Source organism: Nostoc sp. NMS8 (assembly GCF_017115045.1).
GTDB lineage: Bacteria > Cyanobacteriota > Cyanobacteriia > Cyanobacteriales > Nostocaceae > Nostoc.
This window is the reverse complement of the sequence record NZ_JABXKK010000083.1, coordinates 1-18,943: the sequence shown is the minus strand read 5'-3', so window position 1 is coordinate 18,943 and position 18,943 is coordinate 1. Positions and strand designations below refer to the sequence as shown.

General features: G+C 38.1%; 12 protein-coding genes. All 12 read left to right on the top strand.

Annotation, left to right across the window (positions count from 1 at the left end; genetic code table 11):
• The first annotated feature begins 59 nt into the window (after positions 1-59).
• Positions 60-857, top strand: coding sequence for a hypothetical protein (locus HWQ39_RS15465; RefSeq protein WP_292846449.1), 798 nt, complete (start codon positions 60-62; stop codon positions 855-857).
• Between the two features lie 56 nt (positions 858-913).
• Positions 914-2,020: a zinc-binding dehydrogenase gene (locus tag HWQ39_RS15460; RefSeq protein ID WP_292846446.1), complete on the top strand. Its 1,107-nt coding sequence runs from the start codon at positions 914-916 to the stop codon at positions 2,018-2,020.
• A 42-nt stretch (positions 2,021-2,062) separates the two neighbouring features.
• Positions 2,063-2,884, top strand: a complete 822-nt coding sequence (gene proC, locus HWQ39_RS15455) for a pyrroline-5-carboxylate reductase (RefSeq protein ID WP_292846444.1) — start codon at positions 2,063-2,065, stop codon at positions 2,882-2,884.
• A 74-nt stretch (positions 2,885-2,958) separates the two neighbouring features.
• Entirely contained in the window at positions 2,959-4,950 is a 1,992-nt protein-coding gene (locus HWQ39_RS15450; RefSeq protein WP_292846441.1) for an ATP-binding cassette domain-containing protein, read from the top strand.
• A gap of 59 nt (positions 4,951-5,009) precedes the next feature.
• Complete coding sequence (locus HWQ39_RS15445; RefSeq protein WP_292846438.1) at positions 5,010-9,065, top strand: non-ribosomal peptide synthetase; 4,056 nt, start codon at positions 5,010-5,012, stop codon at positions 9,063-9,065.
• Between the two features lie 278 nt (positions 9,066-9,343).
• A complete protein-coding gene (locus HWQ39_RS15440) occupies positions 9,344-9,478 on the top strand; it encodes a microviridin/marinostatin family tricyclic proteinase inhibitor (protein ID WP_292846435.1) in 135 nt (44 codons plus the stop codon).
• 270 nt (positions 9,479-9,748) lie between these two features.
• Complete coding sequence (locus HWQ39_RS15435; protein ID WP_292846432.1) at positions 9,749-10,738, top strand: MvdC family ATP-grasp ribosomal peptide maturase; 990 nt, start codon at positions 9,749-9,751, stop codon at positions 10,736-10,738.
• Between the two features lie 41 nt (positions 10,739-10,779).
• The gene (locus tag HWQ39_RS15430; protein WP_292846429.1) at positions 10,780-11,757 is read left to right on the top strand and encodes an MvdD family ATP-grasp ribosomal peptide maturase; all 978 of its coding nucleotides are present in this window, start codon (positions 10,780-10,782) and stop codon (positions 11,755-11,757) included.
• Between the two features lie 131 nt (positions 11,758-11,888).
• Complete coding sequence (locus tag HWQ39_RS15425) at positions 11,889-14,165, top strand: patatin-like phospholipase family protein (RefSeq protein ID WP_292846426.1); 2,277 nt, start codon at positions 11,889-11,891, stop codon at positions 14,163-14,165.
• A gap of 129 nt (positions 14,166-14,294) precedes the next feature.
• On the top strand, positions 14,295-14,699 hold the full coding sequence (locus HWQ39_RS15420; protein ID WP_292846423.1) for a hypothetical protein: 405 nt from the start codon (positions 14,295-14,297) through the stop codon (positions 14,697-14,699).
• Positions 14,700-15,085: 386 nt separating this feature from the next.
• Positions 15,086-17,131, top strand: coding sequence for an ATP-binding cassette domain-containing protein (locus HWQ39_RS15415; RefSeq protein WP_292846420.1), 2,046 nt, complete (start codon positions 15,086-15,088; stop codon positions 17,129-17,131).
• 25 nt (positions 17,132-17,156) lie between these two features.
• The gene (locus tag HWQ39_RS15410; RefSeq protein ID WP_366932277.1) at positions 17,157-18,845 is read left to right on the top strand and encodes a GUN4 domain-containing protein; all 1,689 of its coding nucleotides are present in this window, start codon (positions 17,157-17,159) and stop codon (positions 18,843-18,845) included.
• Positions 18,846-18,943: the final 98 nt, after the last annotated feature.

Genomic DNA, 18,943 nt, shown 5'->3' with positions numbered 1-18,943 from the left:
CGATTTGGGAGTAGCACTCCTATCAATAGGTACGATATTGAAATGTAAGGAACTGTATTATGACTACTACTTCTAACCAGATTAAATCCAAGCTTTGGGACAACAAACAAGAATATCCCTTAACTACAGAGTCTTTAAGAATGCTCTTGGAAAACCGAATTCCTTTAATTCGGCTAAAAGAATTTGCTACACCCAAAGAGTGTGAAATGTTAGTTGATCAAGCTGAATTGTTCAACTTTGACTGCTATCAAGATGTGAATCCCAAGATTGAGCGAATTGGGATCACAGTGTTTGAATATAATCGCATTAGTAAAGCAGCTTATTTTCAAGCAGTAGAACGCACAACTAAATTAAGAGACTACATTATGGCAGCCTCTTTTAATCCATTAGAACGCTTAATGGTGAAAATCCGAGAGTGTACAGGCGCGACTGTGCGAATTGCTTCAGAACCATTCTATGGTAGTTATTACACAGGACTGATTAGAAAAATAGAGCAGGGTACTCAACTTCATATTGATTATGCTCCGTTAGAACAATCTGAATGGGAAATTGGTACAGTTATTTTTCAGCTTTCCTGGAATTTGTACTTGAAATTTTCTGCTAATAATTATGGCAAAACACGTATTTACGATCGCCAGTGGCAACCAGGAGATGACCAATATAAACTCGATTCCTATGGCTATGGTGATACAGTAATTGCAGATGCAGACATAATCAGCTTCCAACCTTATGTCGGAGATGTGTTCATTTTCAATACACGCAACTATCACATTGTTGAACCGATGGATGGACAACGTGTGACTTTCACTTCCGCGATCGGATTACTACCTAATGGTGAAATTATTTTGTGGTCTTGAAGCTGATAAGTAGGAAGCAGGAAGCAATTTGGTAAACGTAGTGAGGAAGTAATATTATGCCCTTAGCAGCTGTAATGACTGCACCTAATCAACCAGTTGAAGTCCAACAATTACCAGACCCGATTCTGGAAAAGGGTGGGATCATTCTTGAAACCTTATATTCTGAGGTTTGTGGAACTGATGTACATTTACTGCATGGGCGTTTAGAGGGAGTACCGTATCCCATCATCCCCGGACACTTCTCAGTTGGTCGTGTGGTGGAAACAGGCGGACGGGTTAGCGATGTCAATGGTAATTTAATTGAGCCTGGAGCGATCGCCACCTTTCTCGATGTCCACGAAACCTGTTACAACTGCTGGTATTGTCTAGTAGCGAAAGCATCCACTCGCTGTCCCCAACGCAAAGTTTATGGTGTCACCTACTCAGCTAAAGATGGGTTACTCGGTGGATGGTCTCAACTAATTTACCTCAAACCAGGGGTAAAAGTTCTCGCTTTACCTGAAGAAGTCTCACCAAAGCAATTCATTGCTGGGGGATGTGCTTTACCAACTGCACTACACGCTATCGATCGCGCACAGATTCAAATTGGCGATGTTGTCGTGGTGCAGGGTTCTGGGCCTGTAGGTTTGAGTGCGGCAATTCTAGCTTTGCTATCAGGTGCGGGTAAAGTAATTGTCATCGATAAATTTGAGAGCAGATTAGTAGTTGCCAAATCTTTCGGTGTAGATGAAACCCTTGCAATTAAGGCTGACAATCCACGACAACATATTGAGCGGGTTTTGGAATTGACAAATGGACACGGTGCTGATGTCACTATTGAAGCTACAGGCATTCCCATTGCTGTCAAAGAGGGCTTGAATATGACCAGAAATGGAGGTCGCTACGTTATTGTCGGTCATTATACTAACACGGGTGAAATTCTCATCAATCCCCACTTAGAGATTAATCTAAAACATATTGATATTCGCGGAACTTGGGGAATTGATTTCAGCCATTTTTATAGAATGATTGAATTACTAAAACGTCATAGTGATTCTAGTAAAAATATTGCTTGGGAAAGTATAATTAGTCGTTCATACACACTACAAGAAATTAATCAAGCCCTGGCAGATGTAGAGGAAGGCTCTGTATTAAAAGCTGTGATTCAACCTAATCTATCTTGATGCCAACCACATATCAAATGACTTGGATAATAGGGAGAAAATATGCTTACAGATTTAAAAATTGCCTTGATTGGCGGTGGCACAATGGGCGAAATGATAATTAGTAGATTGTTATCGACGAAAACTGTTGAAAAATCTGAGCTAATTATTGTCAGCAATCCGGTTTCTGCGCGATGCCTTTATTTAGAAAAAGAATATGGAGTACGTACTACAACCTGCAATATAGAAGCAGTACAAGGCGCATCCATCGTGATATTGGCAGTGAAACCGCAGGTTTTGGTAGAGGTGATGGCTATGCTAAAGGGTAAAATTTCACCTGATGCTTTAGTAATTAGTATTGTGAGTGGAGCAAGTGTTTCATCTCTGTGCCAAGGGTTGAATCATCCTGCTGTTGTGCGTACAATGCCGAATATTGCAGTACAAGTTGGTCATGGGACTACGGTGTGGAGCGCATCATCAAGTGTGACAGAAATACAGCGATCGCATACTCAAGACATTTTACAAGCATTAGGCAAGGAATTTGCTACTCAAAATGAACATTACCTTGATATGGCAACGGCATTGAGTAGCGCGGGGACTGGATTTGTGTTTCTTTACATCGAAGCGATGATTGATGCTGGGGTTCAGATCGGTTTAACTCGGACACAAGCCCAAGAACTAACATTGCATACGATTGCTGGTAGTGTAGAACTTATGTTTCAGACTCACGAACATCCAGCAGTCTTACGAAACAAGGTGACAAGTCCTGGGGGAGTGACTGCTGCTGGTCTTTACGAGTTAGAAAAAGGTGGTATGCGAACTGTGATTTCTAATGCAGTGCTTGCTGCTCTGAGCCGCACTCAACAATTAGGTAATATGAGTTGAAAAGTTCGTGCTGATTATTTAACACCAAAAAGTATTAAATCTAATTCTAAAATATTTCAGTTTATCTCTAAAATATGCCAACCCAAGTTGTTCAAGTTCAACCCTCAACAAATGTATTTTCAGATTTTATTCAATTCTGGAAAGATATAAGAGCGATCGCCGGCCCTTACTGGTATCCAACAAAACCAGGAGATAGAGCCTTTTCAGACGTTCTTCGCGCCTGGGGAATGCTTATTCTCCTAATATTGCTAATATTGGCCCTTGTAGCTGCAACTACTTATAATAGTTTTATTCATCGCTATTTAATCGATGTCATAATTCAAGAAAAAGATTATTCTAAATTTACCTATACTTTATCACTTTATGCTGTTGGACTGGTCTTTATAACGCTTTTAATAGGATTTACTAAATTTATTAGAAAACAAATTTCTCTTGATTGGTATCAATGGCTCGATAATCATATTTTAAATAAATATTTGAGCAATCGTGCTTATTATAAAATCAATTTTCAAGCTGATATTGATAACCCGGATCAACGTTTAGCTCAAGAAATTGAACCGATAACCAGTAGTGCGCTCAGTTTTTCAGCTACTTTACTAGAAAAAGCACTAGAAATGATAACTTTTTTAATAGTTGTCTGGTCAATTTCCCAACAGATAGCTGTTGCTCTGCTTCTCTATACAATCATAGGTAATTTGATTGCTGTTTACTTAAATAAAGAATTAATTAAGATTAATCAAGCAGAACTTGAATCTAAAGCTGATTATAGTTATTGTCTAACTCATGTCCGCAATCACGCTGAGTCAATAGCTTTTTTTCAAGGAGAAAAACAAGAACTGAATATAATTCAACGTAGATTTAGTATCCTCATAAAAAACATTAAAGAAAAGATTAATTGGGAAAGAAATCAGGCAATTTTTAACAGGGGATATCGGGCTACTATCGAATTCCTTACACTCTTAGTACTTGCACCTTTATTTATTAGAGGTGATATTGATTTCGGACAAATTGGACAAGCTACTACAGCTTGCTATTTCTTTGCTGGTGCTTTGGAAGAGTTAATAGCTGAATTTGGCGTTTCTGGGCGATTTTCTAGTTATGTTGAGCGGTTATCTGATTTTTCCGATGCCTTAGAAGCAGTGGCAAAAGAACCTGAAAACGTCGGTACTATTAAAACAATAGAAGAGAATTATTTTGCTTTTGAGAACGTCACTTTACAAACCCCAAACTATGAACAGGTGATCGTCGAAAACTTGTCACTAACTGTTCAGCCTGGAGAAGGTTTATTGATCGTTGGGCCAAGTGGTAGGGGTAAAAGTTCGATGTTGAGAGCGATCGCTGGTTTGTGGAATGCAGGAACAGGTCGTTTGGTGCGTCCTCCCCTAAAAGAAGTATTATTTTTACCCCAACGTCCTTATATAATTCTAGGAACTTTGCGCGAACAGTTGCTTTATCCTAAAACTAATCGTCAATTGACCGACGCAGAACTCAAAGAAGTTTTGCAACAAGTTAACCTGCAAAACTTGCTAAGTCGAGTTGAAGGTTTTGATACTGAAGTTCCTTGGGAGAATATATTGTCCTTGGGAGAACAACAACGCCTAGCTTTCGCACGCCTCTTGGTGACTAATCCCAGGTTCACTATATTAGATGAAGCAACAAGTGCCTTAGATTTGAAGAATGAAGGAAATTTATATCAACAGTTACAAGAGACGAAAACGACGTTTATTAGTGTTGGGCATCGAGAAAGTTTATTTAATTATCATCAATGGGTTCTGGAACTTTCACAAGATTCTAGTTGGCAACTTTTAACTGTGCAGGATTATCGAAATCAACAAATAATAAATATTCAAAACACGCCTAATAATGAACTGCAAAGTCAATCACAAATATTGACGGAAACAATCAAAATTGAAGGGCTTTCTCATAAGGAAATAAGTGAATTAACTAACTATTCCATTAGCACTATCAGAAGTAAGGCAAGCAGAGGAGATTCTATCATTACTAGGGACGGGTTGACGTACCGCTATGATAAAGACGCAAAAATGTTGAAATGGCTTAAAGTCTAGTAGATAGACCCTTATACTTTTTAGAACTGTAAATTACTTTAATAAGGTTTTAAAAGATTATGCTCAATAGCATTGCCAAAACAATTTACCCACTCTCTTATGGTCAAGAAGCGATTTGGTTTATCTACCAAATTGATCCAGATAGCATTGCTTATAATATATTTATTACTGTAAAAATTAATTCTTATTTAAATATTGCTATCGTCAATCGTGTATGGAATAAAATTATTGAACATCATCCTATTCTGAGAACCACATATACTAGTCATGAAGGCAAACCAGTTCAGCAGGTTAATCAAAAACAAAAATTTAATCTTGAGACAACAGATTCTAGCAATTGGAATCAAGACCATTTAAAAGATAAAATATTTGCTATAACTGACCGCCCTTTTAACTTAGAAAAAGATTCAGTTTTAAGAGTTAATTTATTTATTCTTTCAGCAAGAGAACACATTCTTTTGCTAACAATGCACCATATTGCAGGTGATATGTGGTCTTTTGATTTACTGCTGAGTGAATTTCAAGCTTTGTATGCTAATGAAATTGAGCAAGATAGTCAAGAGCAGTCAGAAGCAGCAGATTATTTAACCGAGAATAAATCTTATCTAGAGTTTGTTTGCTGGCAGTCAGAAATGCTATCAGGCTCCAAAAGAGAAAAACTTTGGCAATACTGGCAACAAAAATTAGCAGGCGAATTGCCAATTTTGAATTTGCTCGTAGACAAACCGCACCCGACTGTACAGACTTATCAAGGGGCATCATATATTTCACCGCTAGATGAACAGTTAATTCAAAAACTCAAGCATCTAGCTCTAGCTTCTGGAACAAGCCTTTATCAAATTCTGCTAGCAGCATTTTACGTCCAACTTTACCGCTACACGAATCAAACAGATATCCTTATAGGAAGCCCGATGAGAGGTCGGTGGGGTGGAGATTTTCAAGATATTGTTGGTTACTTCGTTAACCTGATAGTTTTACGAACTGCTGTACAAGAAAATGCAACGTTTAAAGAATTTCTCACTCAAGTCAGCAACACAGTTAAAGATGCCCAAAAGCATCAAGATTACCCTTTTTCTCAGTTAGCAGAACAACTCCAGCCACAACGAGTTCCTAGTCGTTTTCCTTTGTGTCAAGTTAGTTTTACTTGGCAACGACAACGTTGGTGCGAATCAACAGAAAATTCATTGCACAGTCGAGAACAAGTGCTTGAGATGGAGCCGTACTTGCTCGGACATCAACGCGGTGCATACTTGGATATGAATTTAATGGTGATGGAAGCTCAGGGAGTTTTGCAACTTTGCTGGCAATACAATACTGACTTGTTTGAGGCTTGTACAATCAAGCGTATCGCAGGGCATTTTGTTAACTTGCTGGAAGGTATTGTCGCTAACCCAGAAGAGCGGATTTCGCAATTGCCTCTACTGACAGAAATTGAGCAACAGCAATTATTAGTTGAGTGGAATGAGACTCAAGCAGATTATCCTGGGGATAAGTGTATCTATCAGTTGTTTGAGGAGCAGGTAAAGCGTACCCCAGATGCAGTTGCGGTGGTATTTGAAAATCAACAATTGACATACCAGCAATTGAATTATCGTGCTAATCATTTGGCGCATTACTTACGCTCTTTGGGCGTGGGAGCAGATGTGCTGGTAGGCATTTGTGTCGAGCGCTCCATAGAAATGGTTGTGGGACTGTTAGGGATTCTCAAGGCAGGTGGAGCGTATGTGCCACTTGACCCAGACTATCCTACTGAGCGTTTGCACTTTGTGCTTGAAGATGCGGCGCTGCCAGTGTTGTTAACTCAGCAATCATTGTTAGAATCTTTGCCGCAGCATACTGCACAGGTCGTATGTTTAGATAGCGATCGCCAACTCATTGCTCAACACAATTCAGAAAATCCGCTCACTGGCAGCAAACCAGAGAACTTGGCATATGTAATTTATACTTCAGGTTCCACAGGCCAGCCAAAAGGAGTTCAAGTTAGCCATAACGGTGTAGTCAACTTTTTAGCTTCCATGAGTCTTTGCCCAGGATTAGTTGACTCAGATACGTTCTGTGCTGTTACTACCATATCCTTTGATATTGCGGCTTTGGAACTATATTTGCCACTAATGGTAGGAGCAAAGGTAGTATTAGTTGCGCGTGAAGTCGCCAGTGATGGTGCTAGGCTGTTGCTGGAGTTACAGCAGTCAGGCATAACAGTGATGCAAGCCACTCCAGCCACTTGGCAAATGCTGCTAACTTCAGGTTTATCTACTCAAAAGTTAGGGATGAAACTCTTGTGTGGAGGAGAAGCTTTAAGCGTTCAACTAGCCCATCAATTACTAGAAACTGGTGCCCAAGTATGGAATCTCTACGGGCCGACAGAAACTACAATTTGGTCGAGTGTTTACCAACTGAGGAATGAGCCAAAGCAACTAGAAGCTAAAAATGCGATCGCACCCATTGGTCGTCCTATCGCTAACACTCAAATTTACATTCTAGATACACAATTACAACCAGTGCCTGTAGGTATCCCAGGAGAGTTACACATTGGTGGTGTGGGATTAGCTCGTGGCTACCTCGACCGTCCAGAATTAACACAAGAGAAATTTATTTCTAATCCTTTTGGTGCTGGTCGCCTCTACAAAACAGGAGATTTAGCACGCTATTTGCCGAATGGTAACATTGAATACCTGGGACGCATCGATAATCAGGTAAAAATTCGGGGCTTCCGCATCGAGTTGGGAGAAATTGAAGCAGTATTAAACCAACATAACGATGTGCAAGCATCTTGTGTCATTCCCCGCGAAGACAATCCAGGTGATAAACGCCTAGTTGTTTACGTAGTGCCACATCAACGCTGTACCCCCATAATCAGTGAACTACGACAATATCTGAAAGCAAAAGTCCCAGACTACATGGTGCCAAATACCTTTGTCATCTTAAAGTCTTTGCCCCTAACTCCCAACGGCAAAGTAGATCGCCGTGCTTTACCTGCACCTTCCCAAAGCAGGGACTTAGAAAGATTTGTTGCGCCTCGTAATCAATTAGAACTGCAACTAGTGCAAATTTGGTCACAGATTTTGAAAGTTGACGAGGTGGGGGTAAAAGATAACTTTTTTAACATTGGTGGGCATTCTCTTTTAGTTCCGTACTTACTAGCTCAAATTCAACAGCAGTTTGGTAAAAGTCTCCCCTTCGTTACTCTCTTCCAACATCCAACAATTGAAGAGTTGGCAGAACTGGTGCAAAAAGAAGTTCATATCTCTATCTGGTCTCCTTTAGTAGCACTTCAGCCAAACGGCTCAAACCCACCTTTGTTTTGTATTCCCGGTGCTGGTGGCAATCCATTCTACCTACATAACTTAGCCCGTTGTCTGGGTTCAGACCAACCGTTCTACAGTTTCCAAACAAATCATCTAGATAGAGAATTAGTACCTATTACACAAGTGGAGGACATAGCTGGTCAATACATCCAAGCGTTGCAGGCTGTGCAGCCGCAAGGCCCGTATTTTTTGGCAGGCCATTCTTTTGGCGGTAAAGTCGTGTATGAAATGGCACAGCAATTGCTGCGTCAGGGACAGGTTATTGCTCTAGTTGCCATTCTAGATACTACAGCACCGAATACTCAACAACAGCAAAATGAATGGGACGATGAATGGGATGACAATGCTACGTGGCTGATTGGTATTGCCAAAACCATGCAAATTGTATACGCAAAGGACTTGGATATGGATACTGATGTATTTCCATCATTAGACCTAGAGGCGCAATTTAAACATGTTCTGGAGTACTTAAAAAGGCTTGACATTATGCCTCTCGACGCTGATACCACGTATTTGAAGCAGTTTTTGCAAGCTTTAAAAGCTGATACTAAGGCTAACTATGTACCACAACAAGTCGATCCGCTTTCAATTACTCTCTTGCGAACCAGCCAGACTAATCTAGAAGAGCCTATTAATCAGCCTGAGATTTTACAGGATTTGGACTTGGGCTGGAACAAGTTTTCTACTGAACCAATTAATGTCTATTTTGTCCCAGGCAACCATGTAACAATGATAACTCAACCCTACGTTCAGGTTTTAGCCGAACGCTTGAAAGCTTGCATTGAGCAAGCAAAAGCCAACATATAAATGCAAAGATAGTTCAGAGTACTGGGTGAAAAGTTCCACTCAGTTAGTGCCGAAACCCTGTTATTATCGGCATCATAATTATCAGTGAGAGCGATTTTTTCGGGGGAGATGGACATTGGGTCATCTTGATAACTATTAAATAAATTTTTCTTAAGTTTCTTAAGTTTCTTAAGTTTCTTAGAATAATTCCTTCTTAACTGTCTTAACTGACCTTGAAAATATATTTAATTACTGATATATCTGTAGTTGCAAAAACAATTTCCTTTAAGGAAAACTCTATGCCTACAAACACAGTCAAAACAGTGGATGCCGTAGTGGTGCCATTCTTTGCGCGTTTCTTGGAAGAGCAAGCTACTGAAGGAACAGAGGTTCCTTGGACTTACAAGTTTCCTTCAGATTTGGAAGATAAATAATTTATTTAGTCTTCTACACATGAAAGTACCTTTTTAATTGGGAAAATACCTTGTAATTGGCTTCATCATAATTTAAGTGAGTAGTGATTATCAAATAATTAAAAACTACTCTTAAAAACGCGATCGCTTTCATATTACTTCATCCATAACATGGAGGTGATTGCCTTTTATAAATATCTCAATTCTTTAAAAATTTTAGGTCTTAAAAAGCTATCTTTTTTGCTATTTATTAATAGCTAACTCTTAAAATCATCAAAAAATATATATTTTATGTACCTATCTCGTGATGTAGTTTTATTAATCACCCACAGTGGTGATTTCTTCACAATAGATAGAGTGGCAGAAGCCTTATCAAAAAAAGGCGTGCAACCATTTCGTCTAGATACTGATAAATTTCCTCTAGAAGTACAATTAACAGCGCATTTTGATAAGTCTAAAAGCTACCACACTATAGAATGTAACAACCACTCTATCAGCACAGAGCAGGTGCAAGCTGTATGGATGCGCCGTATTTGGGAACCAAAACTGAGTCAAGAATTAGCACCAAAGTTTCGAGAAGCTTGCGTTAGAGAATCACAAGCAACTTTAGATGGTTTTTGGGACAGCCTGAAGGGAGCTACGTGGGTAGATAATTTAGAGCGGATAGATTATGCAAGTAACAAGCTGCGTCAACTACGGATTGCGTCTGAAGTAGGTTTTGTTATTCCCCAGACTCTTGTCACCAACAAAGCCCAAGCAGCACGAGAGTTTTTTCAGGAAGTCAACGGCAAAATGGTGAGTAAGCTCTTAACTGCTCTTTCGCGCAGTATGGAAGCTAAATCCTCGTTTTTTCTGTACACCAGCATCGTCAAGGAAGAAGACTTAGAAGATGCCGAGTCACTGCGCTATTGCCCAATGGTTTTTCAAGAGCAAATTCCAAAGCAACAGGAATTACGGGTGGTGTATGTGAATGGTAATGTATTTGTGGGGGCGCTAAATGCAGATGTGTATGCAGCAGCCAAAGTTGATTGGCGTAAACCTGGTGTTGAGGTTGGCGCATGGCAACATCACCAGCTTCCTGATGAAGTAATTCGCCGTCTGCAAGCCTTTATGGGGAAATTTGGGCTGTTATTTGGAGCGTTAGATTTCATCGTCACACCATCAGGCGAATACGTCTTTTTGGAAATCAACCCTGTGGGAGAGTGGGGAATGCTAGAAAAGGATTTAGACTTACCGATTGCAAGTGCGATCGCAGATGCTCTTGTACCAATTCGTAATTAAGAAAGTCAATTACTGTAGGGTATCTTAGGCGCAACTCAATTATGACTGTATTAATAGTCACGTTTAGCAAAGACAATGAAAGCATTCCTCTAGTCATCAAAGAAATTGAGGCTAGAGGAGAAAAAGCATTTCGGTTTGATACAGACAGATATCCCACCGAAGTCAAGCTAGATATTTACTCTGACGATACTGAACGGGTAATTATTACTGATGGCGAACAGAAGCTCGATTTGAGTGATGTATCCTCAGTTTGGTATCGGCGGATGCGCTACGGACAAAAAATCCCCGACTCAATGGACAAGCAATACAGAGATGCGTCAATTAACGAATGTCGCGCCACAGTCAGGGGGATGATTGCCAGCCTTCAGGGATTCCACTTTGATAAAATATCCAATGTGGATCGGGCTAATAATAAGCAACTGCAATTGCAAGTTGCACGAGAAGTTGGTCTTGTAACTCCACGTACTCTAACCTCAAACAATCCAGAAGCAGTCAAACAATTTGCTCAAGAGTGTCAGCAAGGTATAGTTACCAAGATGCTTTCTTCCTTTGCTATTTATGATGATCAGGGGCGAGAAAAGGTTGTTTTTACCACTCCAGTTACAAATGACGATCTGGAGAATATGGAAGGACTGCGTTTTTGTCCGATGACCTTTCAAGAAAATGTGCCCAAGGCGCTGGAGTTGCGGACAACTATTGTCGGACACCGCGTATTTACTGCCGCAGTAGATTCCCAAAACTTAGAAGGATCTACTTACGACTGGCGCAAAGAAGGGAGAGCCTTAGTTAAAAATTGGCAGCCTTACGATTTGCCAGAAGATATTGAGAAAAAGCTACTCAAACTGATGGCTTATTTTGGCTTAAACTATGGAGCAATTGATATTATTGTCACCCCCGATGGTCGTCATGTATTCCTCGAAGTTAACCCAGTCGGGGAATTTTTTTGGATGGAGATATATTCACCACACTACCCCATTTCACAGGCGATTGCAGAAGTATTACTGACTAATAAAAATTAGGAAATTGAGCATTGTGTATTTTTCTTGTCTTCTATTTTGAAAGGTGTTAGTAAGTTTTCACTATTAAGTTTATTAATATTAAATCCCTCATTTAAAATTACGAATTATTGAGATTTGGAGATTAAATCCTTGTGATAAACCTAGTAAATACACAAACAGTTTTAACATTTGATGGAGTAAATGATTATATAGATTTTGGCAGAAACGATATTGGCGGCGTTTTCGCTCAAGGGAGTTCAGCTTTTACCGTTTCAGGATGGGTAAATCCATACGAATTAACAAATAAAGCCACTAGTTATGGGACGCGCAATGTATTTTTTGCCCGTTCTTCAGAGAGATATAGCGATAATTTTGAATTCGGCATCAGTGAAGCAGGGAGCCTAGATGTCTACATTGATGAAACAGTTAGCAAGGGTATCAAAACCTTTGGGCAAGGAGAATTAACTATAGAACAATGGCACTTTTTTGCTATTGTTTTTAATAGTGGTCAACTAGCCGTATACCTTGACGATCGTGAATACAACGATTCTCTTAGAGGTTCATCTTTAAACAAAGCAACAAGTTCTATAACTCTGGGAGCAACGTTACATAAACAGGTCTATTTCAAAGGACAATTAGCAAACATTAGCGTTTGGAATTATCCTTGTACTCAAGCAGAAATCCAGACTCATCGTTGTGGGCTAATAGTCGGAGATGAAGAAGGATTAGTGGCTTACTGGAAATTAGACGAAGGGCAAGGCACAACTGTCAAAAACCAAAAGGGAAAGTCTTATCAAGGAAATTTTCGTGGTAATCCTATTTGGACTTTAGCAGAAATTCCATTCGCAACACAATCGTCAAATCCAGTTATATTTGCAGCAGAATTATCCAATCAAGAAGATATTCAAGAAGATATACAAACTGAGACAGCAGTTATTCCTGAAGACAATATCTCACCACTAACCACAAGTTTATTAGCAGCAACGGTATCTTTAGTAAGCAACGAAGATCAACCGAAGGAAATTCAACAGACAGAAACAAACAGCGAAGAATCCGAGATTATTCCAACTGCGATCGCTCTTAGTCCAGATGACGAAGAAACCAAAACAGACCGAATTGAAGATTCCGTCAATATCCAACAAGCACAAATATTAACTCAGGAGGAATCGCCGTTAGTAAGCGACGACGAAAACCAACCAAAGGAAATTCAACAGACAGAAATAAACAGCGAAGAATTCGAGATTATTCCAACTGCGATCGCTCTCAGTCTAGATGACGAAGAAACCAAAACAAACCAAATTCAAGATCCCGTCAATATCCAACAAGCACAAATATTAACTCAGGAGGAATCGCCAGAAACCATGAATACAAAAGCCCGTCCCAAATATAAAATACTTTCCATTGATGGAGGCGGTATTCGGGGTATTATTCCGGCATTACTCCTAGCAGAAATTGAAAGGCGGACACAAAAGCCTATATTCAGTTTGTTTGATTTAATTACTGGCACTTCCAGTGGCGGAATTTTAGCACTTGGACTAACTAAACCCCGATTAAGTTCTGATGTATCTGATAACTTGCCACTAGCTGAATATACTGCTGAGGATCTCCTACAGCTATTTATTGAGTATGGGGTAGAAATATTTTATGAGCCGTTGTTTGAAAGACTACTTGGCCCGTTAGAGGATATATTTCTCCAGCCAAAATATCCTTCCGAAAGCAAAGAAGAAATTTTCAAGAAATATTTTGGTAACGCCCTTATACAAAATAATCTCAAAGAAGTTTTTGTAACGAGTTACGATATCGAGCAGCGAATTCCGATATTTTTTACAAACCAACTAGAAAAACAGCAAACATCCTCTAAGAATTTTCAGAAGTTATCTGGGGGTTTTTCGCTCCTAGATGCAGCATTAGCAACTAGTGCTACTCCGACTTATTTTGCTCCTCATCGGCTTATAAACCCCCACAATAGCGGCATCGCCTATACTTTAATCGATGGTGGAGTATTTGCTAATAATCCAGCCCATTTAGCTATTTTAGAAGCACAAATTAGTAGTAAACGAAAAGCCCAAAAAATCCTCAATACAGAAGATATTTTAGTAGTTTCTTTAGGTACAGGTTCGCTGACAAGTGTCTATCCTTATAAAGAAGTCAAAAATTGGGGACTCTTACAATGGGGAAGACCGCTTTTAAATATTATGTTTGATGGTAGTAGTGAAGTGGTAGCTGGAGAATTAGAACAGTTGTTTGAACCTAGCGATAAAGAAGCTCAAAGTTTTTATTATCGCTTTCAAACCTTGTTAGATAGTGAACTAGAAGAAATAGATAATACGAAACTCCAAAATACTCGTCAGTTACAAGCTATAGCCCATCGACTAATATCTAACAAAAGTCAACAAATCGATGAACTGTGTAGTCTTTTGTTGGGCTAAAATCAGATTTTTTATATCTTGCACCAGTTAGTTGGTGCAAGATGTAAGATTTTTAATTTCTTCACAAAAGAAATTAGTAATGACTCTCTTAGTCATGTTTTCACTTTATAAGGATTGTAGGTAAGTACAATGGATGAACTCGTCAAAAAAATTTCCGGTTTAGGCCTTCCTGGCATACTTTTCGTGATCGCAACGGGTGCATCAGGGGGTAACGTCGCTGCCGTTGTCGCTATGCTTTCAACGCTGGGCGGGCCTTTAGGCCTCTTAGGAGGTTTAGGCTTGCTTGGGCTGGTAGCCGTTCTAGGGGAATATATAGCGGGATTTGGAATTGAAAACATTCTCAAGCTCGTCTATACAGAACGTAGCAAAACTGAATCTGTCAGATTTCTTCTCAAAGAAATTCAAGAATTGCCCATTTCAGATGAGTTAAAACTAAAACTGAAACATCATATTAGCCCAGTAGTCATTACTGAGCCTGACCAAGGCCCTTTTCCGAGAACAGTCGAAATTGTTGATGAGGAACCATTGATCTAGTGCATTCGATTTGATCCCCCCTAGCAGCCCACGCCAGTCGCTTATTAAGAATGGTGCAAGTTATCAGACTCCCCTTAAAAAGGGGGGATTTAGGCTTTCAAGGGGAGGTTTTTTAAAATCTCAAAAATAGTTGAGAAAATTCTTAAGTGTTTAACGTACTTTGGTCGTTTCAAGATTTCAGTGTTGGCTGAAATAGTTAAAAAATGACCAAATACGAAATACTTGCCCTTGTAAGGGGGATTTAGGGATATCTACAAATCTTAAATACAACACCATAAAAGTTTTCAGACATTCTCTAAAGGAAAAATGGCCTTTGAGTCTAACTTAATTCTCAAAGGTCATTTCAGAATTCCTTGTGTAATTAGTAACGGCTAAATTTTTAGAATATGCAAATTCCATCTGTGCCTGAGCAAAATACAACAAATCCTTTTTCAACCTTGATTCAATTTTGGCAGGATGTGAAAGTAGTTGCCGGGCCTTATTGGTATCCAACAAAAGCAGAAGGAAGAGCATTTTCAGATGTGATTCGCTCATGGGTAATGCTCATTATATTAGTATTATTAATATTCGTAATTGTCGGTGCAAATGCTGCAAATAGTTACTGGAATCGCTATGTAATTGATATCGTTATTGAACAAAGAGACCTTGAGAAATATAATAGTACTTTATGGCTGTCCAGTCTCATTATTGTCGGGATGGTCTTGTTAGTCACTCTTTTGAGATATGTCAGAAAAAAAATAACTCTTGACTGGTACAAATGGCTAAATCTTTATATTTTAGAAAAATATTTAAGCAATCAAGCTTATTATAAAATCAACTTTAAATCTGATATAGATAATCCAGATCAACGCTTATCCCAAGAAATAGAACCTATTACTAGTATTGGCTTGAGATTATCATCTTCTTTATTAGAAAAATCTTTAGAAATGGGAAGTTCTTTGATAATTCTCTGGATAGTTTCTTCACAAATTACAATTTATTTAGTCATTTATACAATTGTAGGTAATTTAATAGCTGTTTACTTGAATCAAGGAATAAATAAACTTAGCCAAGAAGAACTTGCATTTCAAGCAGATTTTGCCTATTGCTTAACTCATGTTCGTAATCACGCTGAATCAATCGCTTTTTTTCAGGGAGAAAATGAAGAATTAAATATAATTCAGCGTCGCTTTAATAATGTTTTAAAAACTGCTGAACAGAGGCTGAATTTAGAGAGGGGACAAGACGCTTTTGGCAGAGCATATCAGTCTGCCATTAGCGTATTCTCGATGTTTATTCTTACACCTTTATTTCTTCAAGATCAAATTGATTATGGACAAATAAATCAAGCTAGTTTTGCTTGCTTTATGTTTTCTAACGCTCTAGGAGAACTAATAGCCGAGTTTGGGATTTCAGGACGATTTTCTGGCTACGTAAAGCGTTTAGCAGAGTTTTCAGATGCGCTACAGGCTGCTAGTAAACAACTAGAGAACGCCAGTACTATTCAAATTATAGAAGAAGAACGTTTAGCTTTTGAGAATGTCACTTTACAAACACCAAATTATGAACAGGTGATTGTTGAAAATTTGTCATTTGCTGTTGAGCCAGGTGAAGGGTTATTGATTGTTGGCCCTAGTGGTAGGGGTAAAAGTTCTTTGTTGAGAGCGATCGCTGGTTTGTGGAATGCAGGAACTGGCCGTCTAGTGCGTCCTCCCCTAGAAGAAGTATTATTCTTACCCCAACGGCCTTATATCATTTTAGGGACTTTGCGCGAACAGTTGCTCTATCCTCACACAGATAGGAAAATGAGCGATCGCGAACTTGAACACATTTTGCAACAAGTTAACCTGCAACACTTACTTACCCGTGTAGACGGCTTTGATACAGAAGTTCCTTGGGAAAATATATTGTCCTTAGGAGAACAACAACGCCTCGCTTTTGCACGGCTGTTAATTACACATCCTAGTTTCACTATCTTAGATGAAGCAACGAGTGCTTTAGATTTAAATAACGAAGGTAATCTATATCAACAGTTACAATCAACGAAAACAACTTTTATCAGCGTTGGTCATAGAGAAAGCTTATTTAATTATCATCAATGGGTGTTAGAACTTTCACAAGAATCTAATTGGCAACTTGTTTCTATGCCAGATTATCAATTGCAAAAAGGAATTGCTGTTAAACCATCACAAAAGGAGCAAATTACGATAGATGTTTACCCGAAAAATGAACTTAAAATGAAGCTAGAATCAGCAGCGATGTCTAATGACAAGCTGCAAAGCGTCTACGCCACAATTATAGGACTTTCTCATAAAGAGCTTCAGACATTAACAGACTATTCTCTTACTACTATCAGAAGCAAAGCTAGTCAAGAAAAGTCTGTGACTACTAAGGATGGTGTAACCTACCGCTATAACAAAAACCCGGAGATATTGAAATGGGTAAGAGTTTAGTAACTATTTGTATATTTCAAAACAAATGATGCTAACTAGAAAGCAAAAACAGTTAGTTACTTATAAATCTATTACGATTTACGAAAAACATTATAAATTTCCTACTTTAAAAAATCCCAAACTAAAAAAAGTTCAAAGAAAAATTAGAAAATGCCAAAGCTTAATTAAAGAAGGTACTAAATATTATTCTTATTTCTGGGGAATAATTAAATGGAAAAAAGAAATTAGTCAAGGAGAAACTTTAGCAAAGGTTAAATTATTAATTACAGATTATATTCAACTTATTGATTTTTTAGAAACTTATAAAAATAGTTATCAAAATTTTTTATTAAAATTTATAGATGACTGGAAAAATCTATTTAACCAAAAATATCATGAAATTATAAAAGTAAATGAAGAAAGAAATAAACTAGAAATAAAAAATTATAGAAATCGTCAAATAATTGATAATTTAAAATCGGAAGAAGAAGAAAATTTAAAATCTATTTTGTTGTTAAGTAATACTAATTTTTTAATTTTAGAAAAAGTACAACTACTCAGTGAAGGAATTAAAAATTTAGCGGAAGATACCAAAAATCAAAAGCAAGTTATTCAGAAAATACTTAAAGATATAGAGGTGTATCAAGAAATTTATGAATACCAAGTCAGAGCTACAAAAATTCGTCAAGAAATCGCAAAAATAGCTGAAACCGCAATTAATTTAGAAAAGTCTCTACAAGATTACTTTAGTCCTTTTCAATCTTTAATAGATGATGTCGTAAAAGTAGATGCAGATTTTTACGCAATTGTAGGAGAAATCCAAAATTTAGCAAGTAGTACTTTAAATTCTCAAGTTAATTTATTAACGATACAAGATACTAGTACGATATCTCATGACATCCTCAATTTATTAGTGGCAAGTTATGATAAGAAAGATAGACTACAAGATGCTTTTTTTCAGTCAAAATTATTAGATTTGCAGGTTCATGACTTTGATTTTAGTAAAGATGAGATAAGTTTAAATCAAGCGATTTACCTAATATCTAATTATATGTCTACTCAGCTGGTTGCTCAAAAAAAAGTGCTAGGGATAGAAGAAACAGATATTGTTTCTTCCTATGCTCAACTTTTTATCGAAAAAAAAGAATTGGCGGAACAACCTAATAATACTGATATTGAGCTTTCTACAGAATTTAAAAGTAATTGGAATATTGATTACAGTAAATTGCAAAACCTTCTTACACAGTACAAGTGGCAAGAAGCTGATATTGAAACAACTAAATTAATGCTACAAGTCATGGGCAAGAATGATTGGAATGAAGTTTATAAAGAAGATATTCTTAATTTTTCATGCCAAGCTTTTCATAAAATTGATCGACTTTGGCAGCAATACAGTCATGGTTACTTTGGTTTTAGTGTTCAGCAAAGTATTTGGAACGAAATAGGCGGCCAAATAGATTATGAAACAGAAAAAAGACTTGGCGATCGCCTGGGTTGGCGAAAAGAGGGAAACTGGTTAAATTACGACCAACTAACTTTTAAATTATCCCCGACGACACCGATGGGACATCTACCAGTTAAATGGTTACATTATGACCAAAATATATTAGACATACCCCCACATTCATCTACAGCTCCCCTGTCAATGGCAGCTTGGCGAGTTGGATCTTGGCTAGTATGGCAGATGCATTTATTTTTCACTCGTGCTAAAACTTGTCATGAAACTTTACCATGAGTGAATCGCACATTATTTACAGCAATTTTCAGGTAAATAGACCACAGTGGTTGAACCAACCGAAGGCATCATCTTCGGTAATATAATTTACAGCCTCT

Coding starts and splice junctions, on each gene's coding strand:
- HWQ39_RS15465 (WP_292846449.1), top strand. CDS start 60: ATGACTACTACTTCTAACCAGATTAAATCCAAGCTTTGGGACAACAAA.
- HWQ39_RS15460 (WP_292846446.1), top strand. CDS start 914: ATGCCCTTAGCAGCTGTAATGACTGCACCTAATCAACCAGTTGAAGTC.
- proC (WP_292846444.1), top strand. CDS start 2,063: ATGCTTACAGATTTAAAAATTGCCTTGATTGGCGGTGGCACAATGGGC.
- HWQ39_RS15450 (WP_292846441.1), top strand. CDS start 2,959: ATGCCAACCCAAGTTGTTCAAGTTCAACCCTCAACAAATGTATTTTCA.
- HWQ39_RS15445 (WP_292846438.1), top strand. CDS start 5,010: ATGCTCAATAGCATTGCCAAAACAATTTACCCACTCTCTTATGGTCAA.
- HWQ39_RS15440 (WP_292846435.1), top strand. CDS start 9,344: ATGCCTACAAACACAGTCAAAACAGTGGATGCCGTAGTGGTGCCATTC.
- HWQ39_RS15435 (WP_292846432.1), top strand. CDS start 9,749: ATGTACCTATCTCGTGATGTAGTTTTATTAATCACCCACAGTGGTGAT.
- HWQ39_RS15430 (WP_292846429.1), top strand. CDS start 10,780: ATGACTGTATTAATAGTCACGTTTAGCAAAGACAATGAAAGCATTCCT.
- HWQ39_RS15420 (WP_292846423.1), top strand. CDS start 14,295: ATGGATGAACTCGTCAAAAAAATTTCCGGTTTAGGCCTTCCTGGCATA.
- HWQ39_RS15415 (WP_292846420.1), top strand. CDS start 15,086: ATGCAAATTCCATCTGTGCCTGAGCAAAATACAACAAATCCTTTTTCA.
- HWQ39_RS15410 (WP_366932277.1), top strand. CDS start 17,157: ATGATGCTAACTAGAAAGCAAAAACAGTTAGTTACTTATAAATCTATT.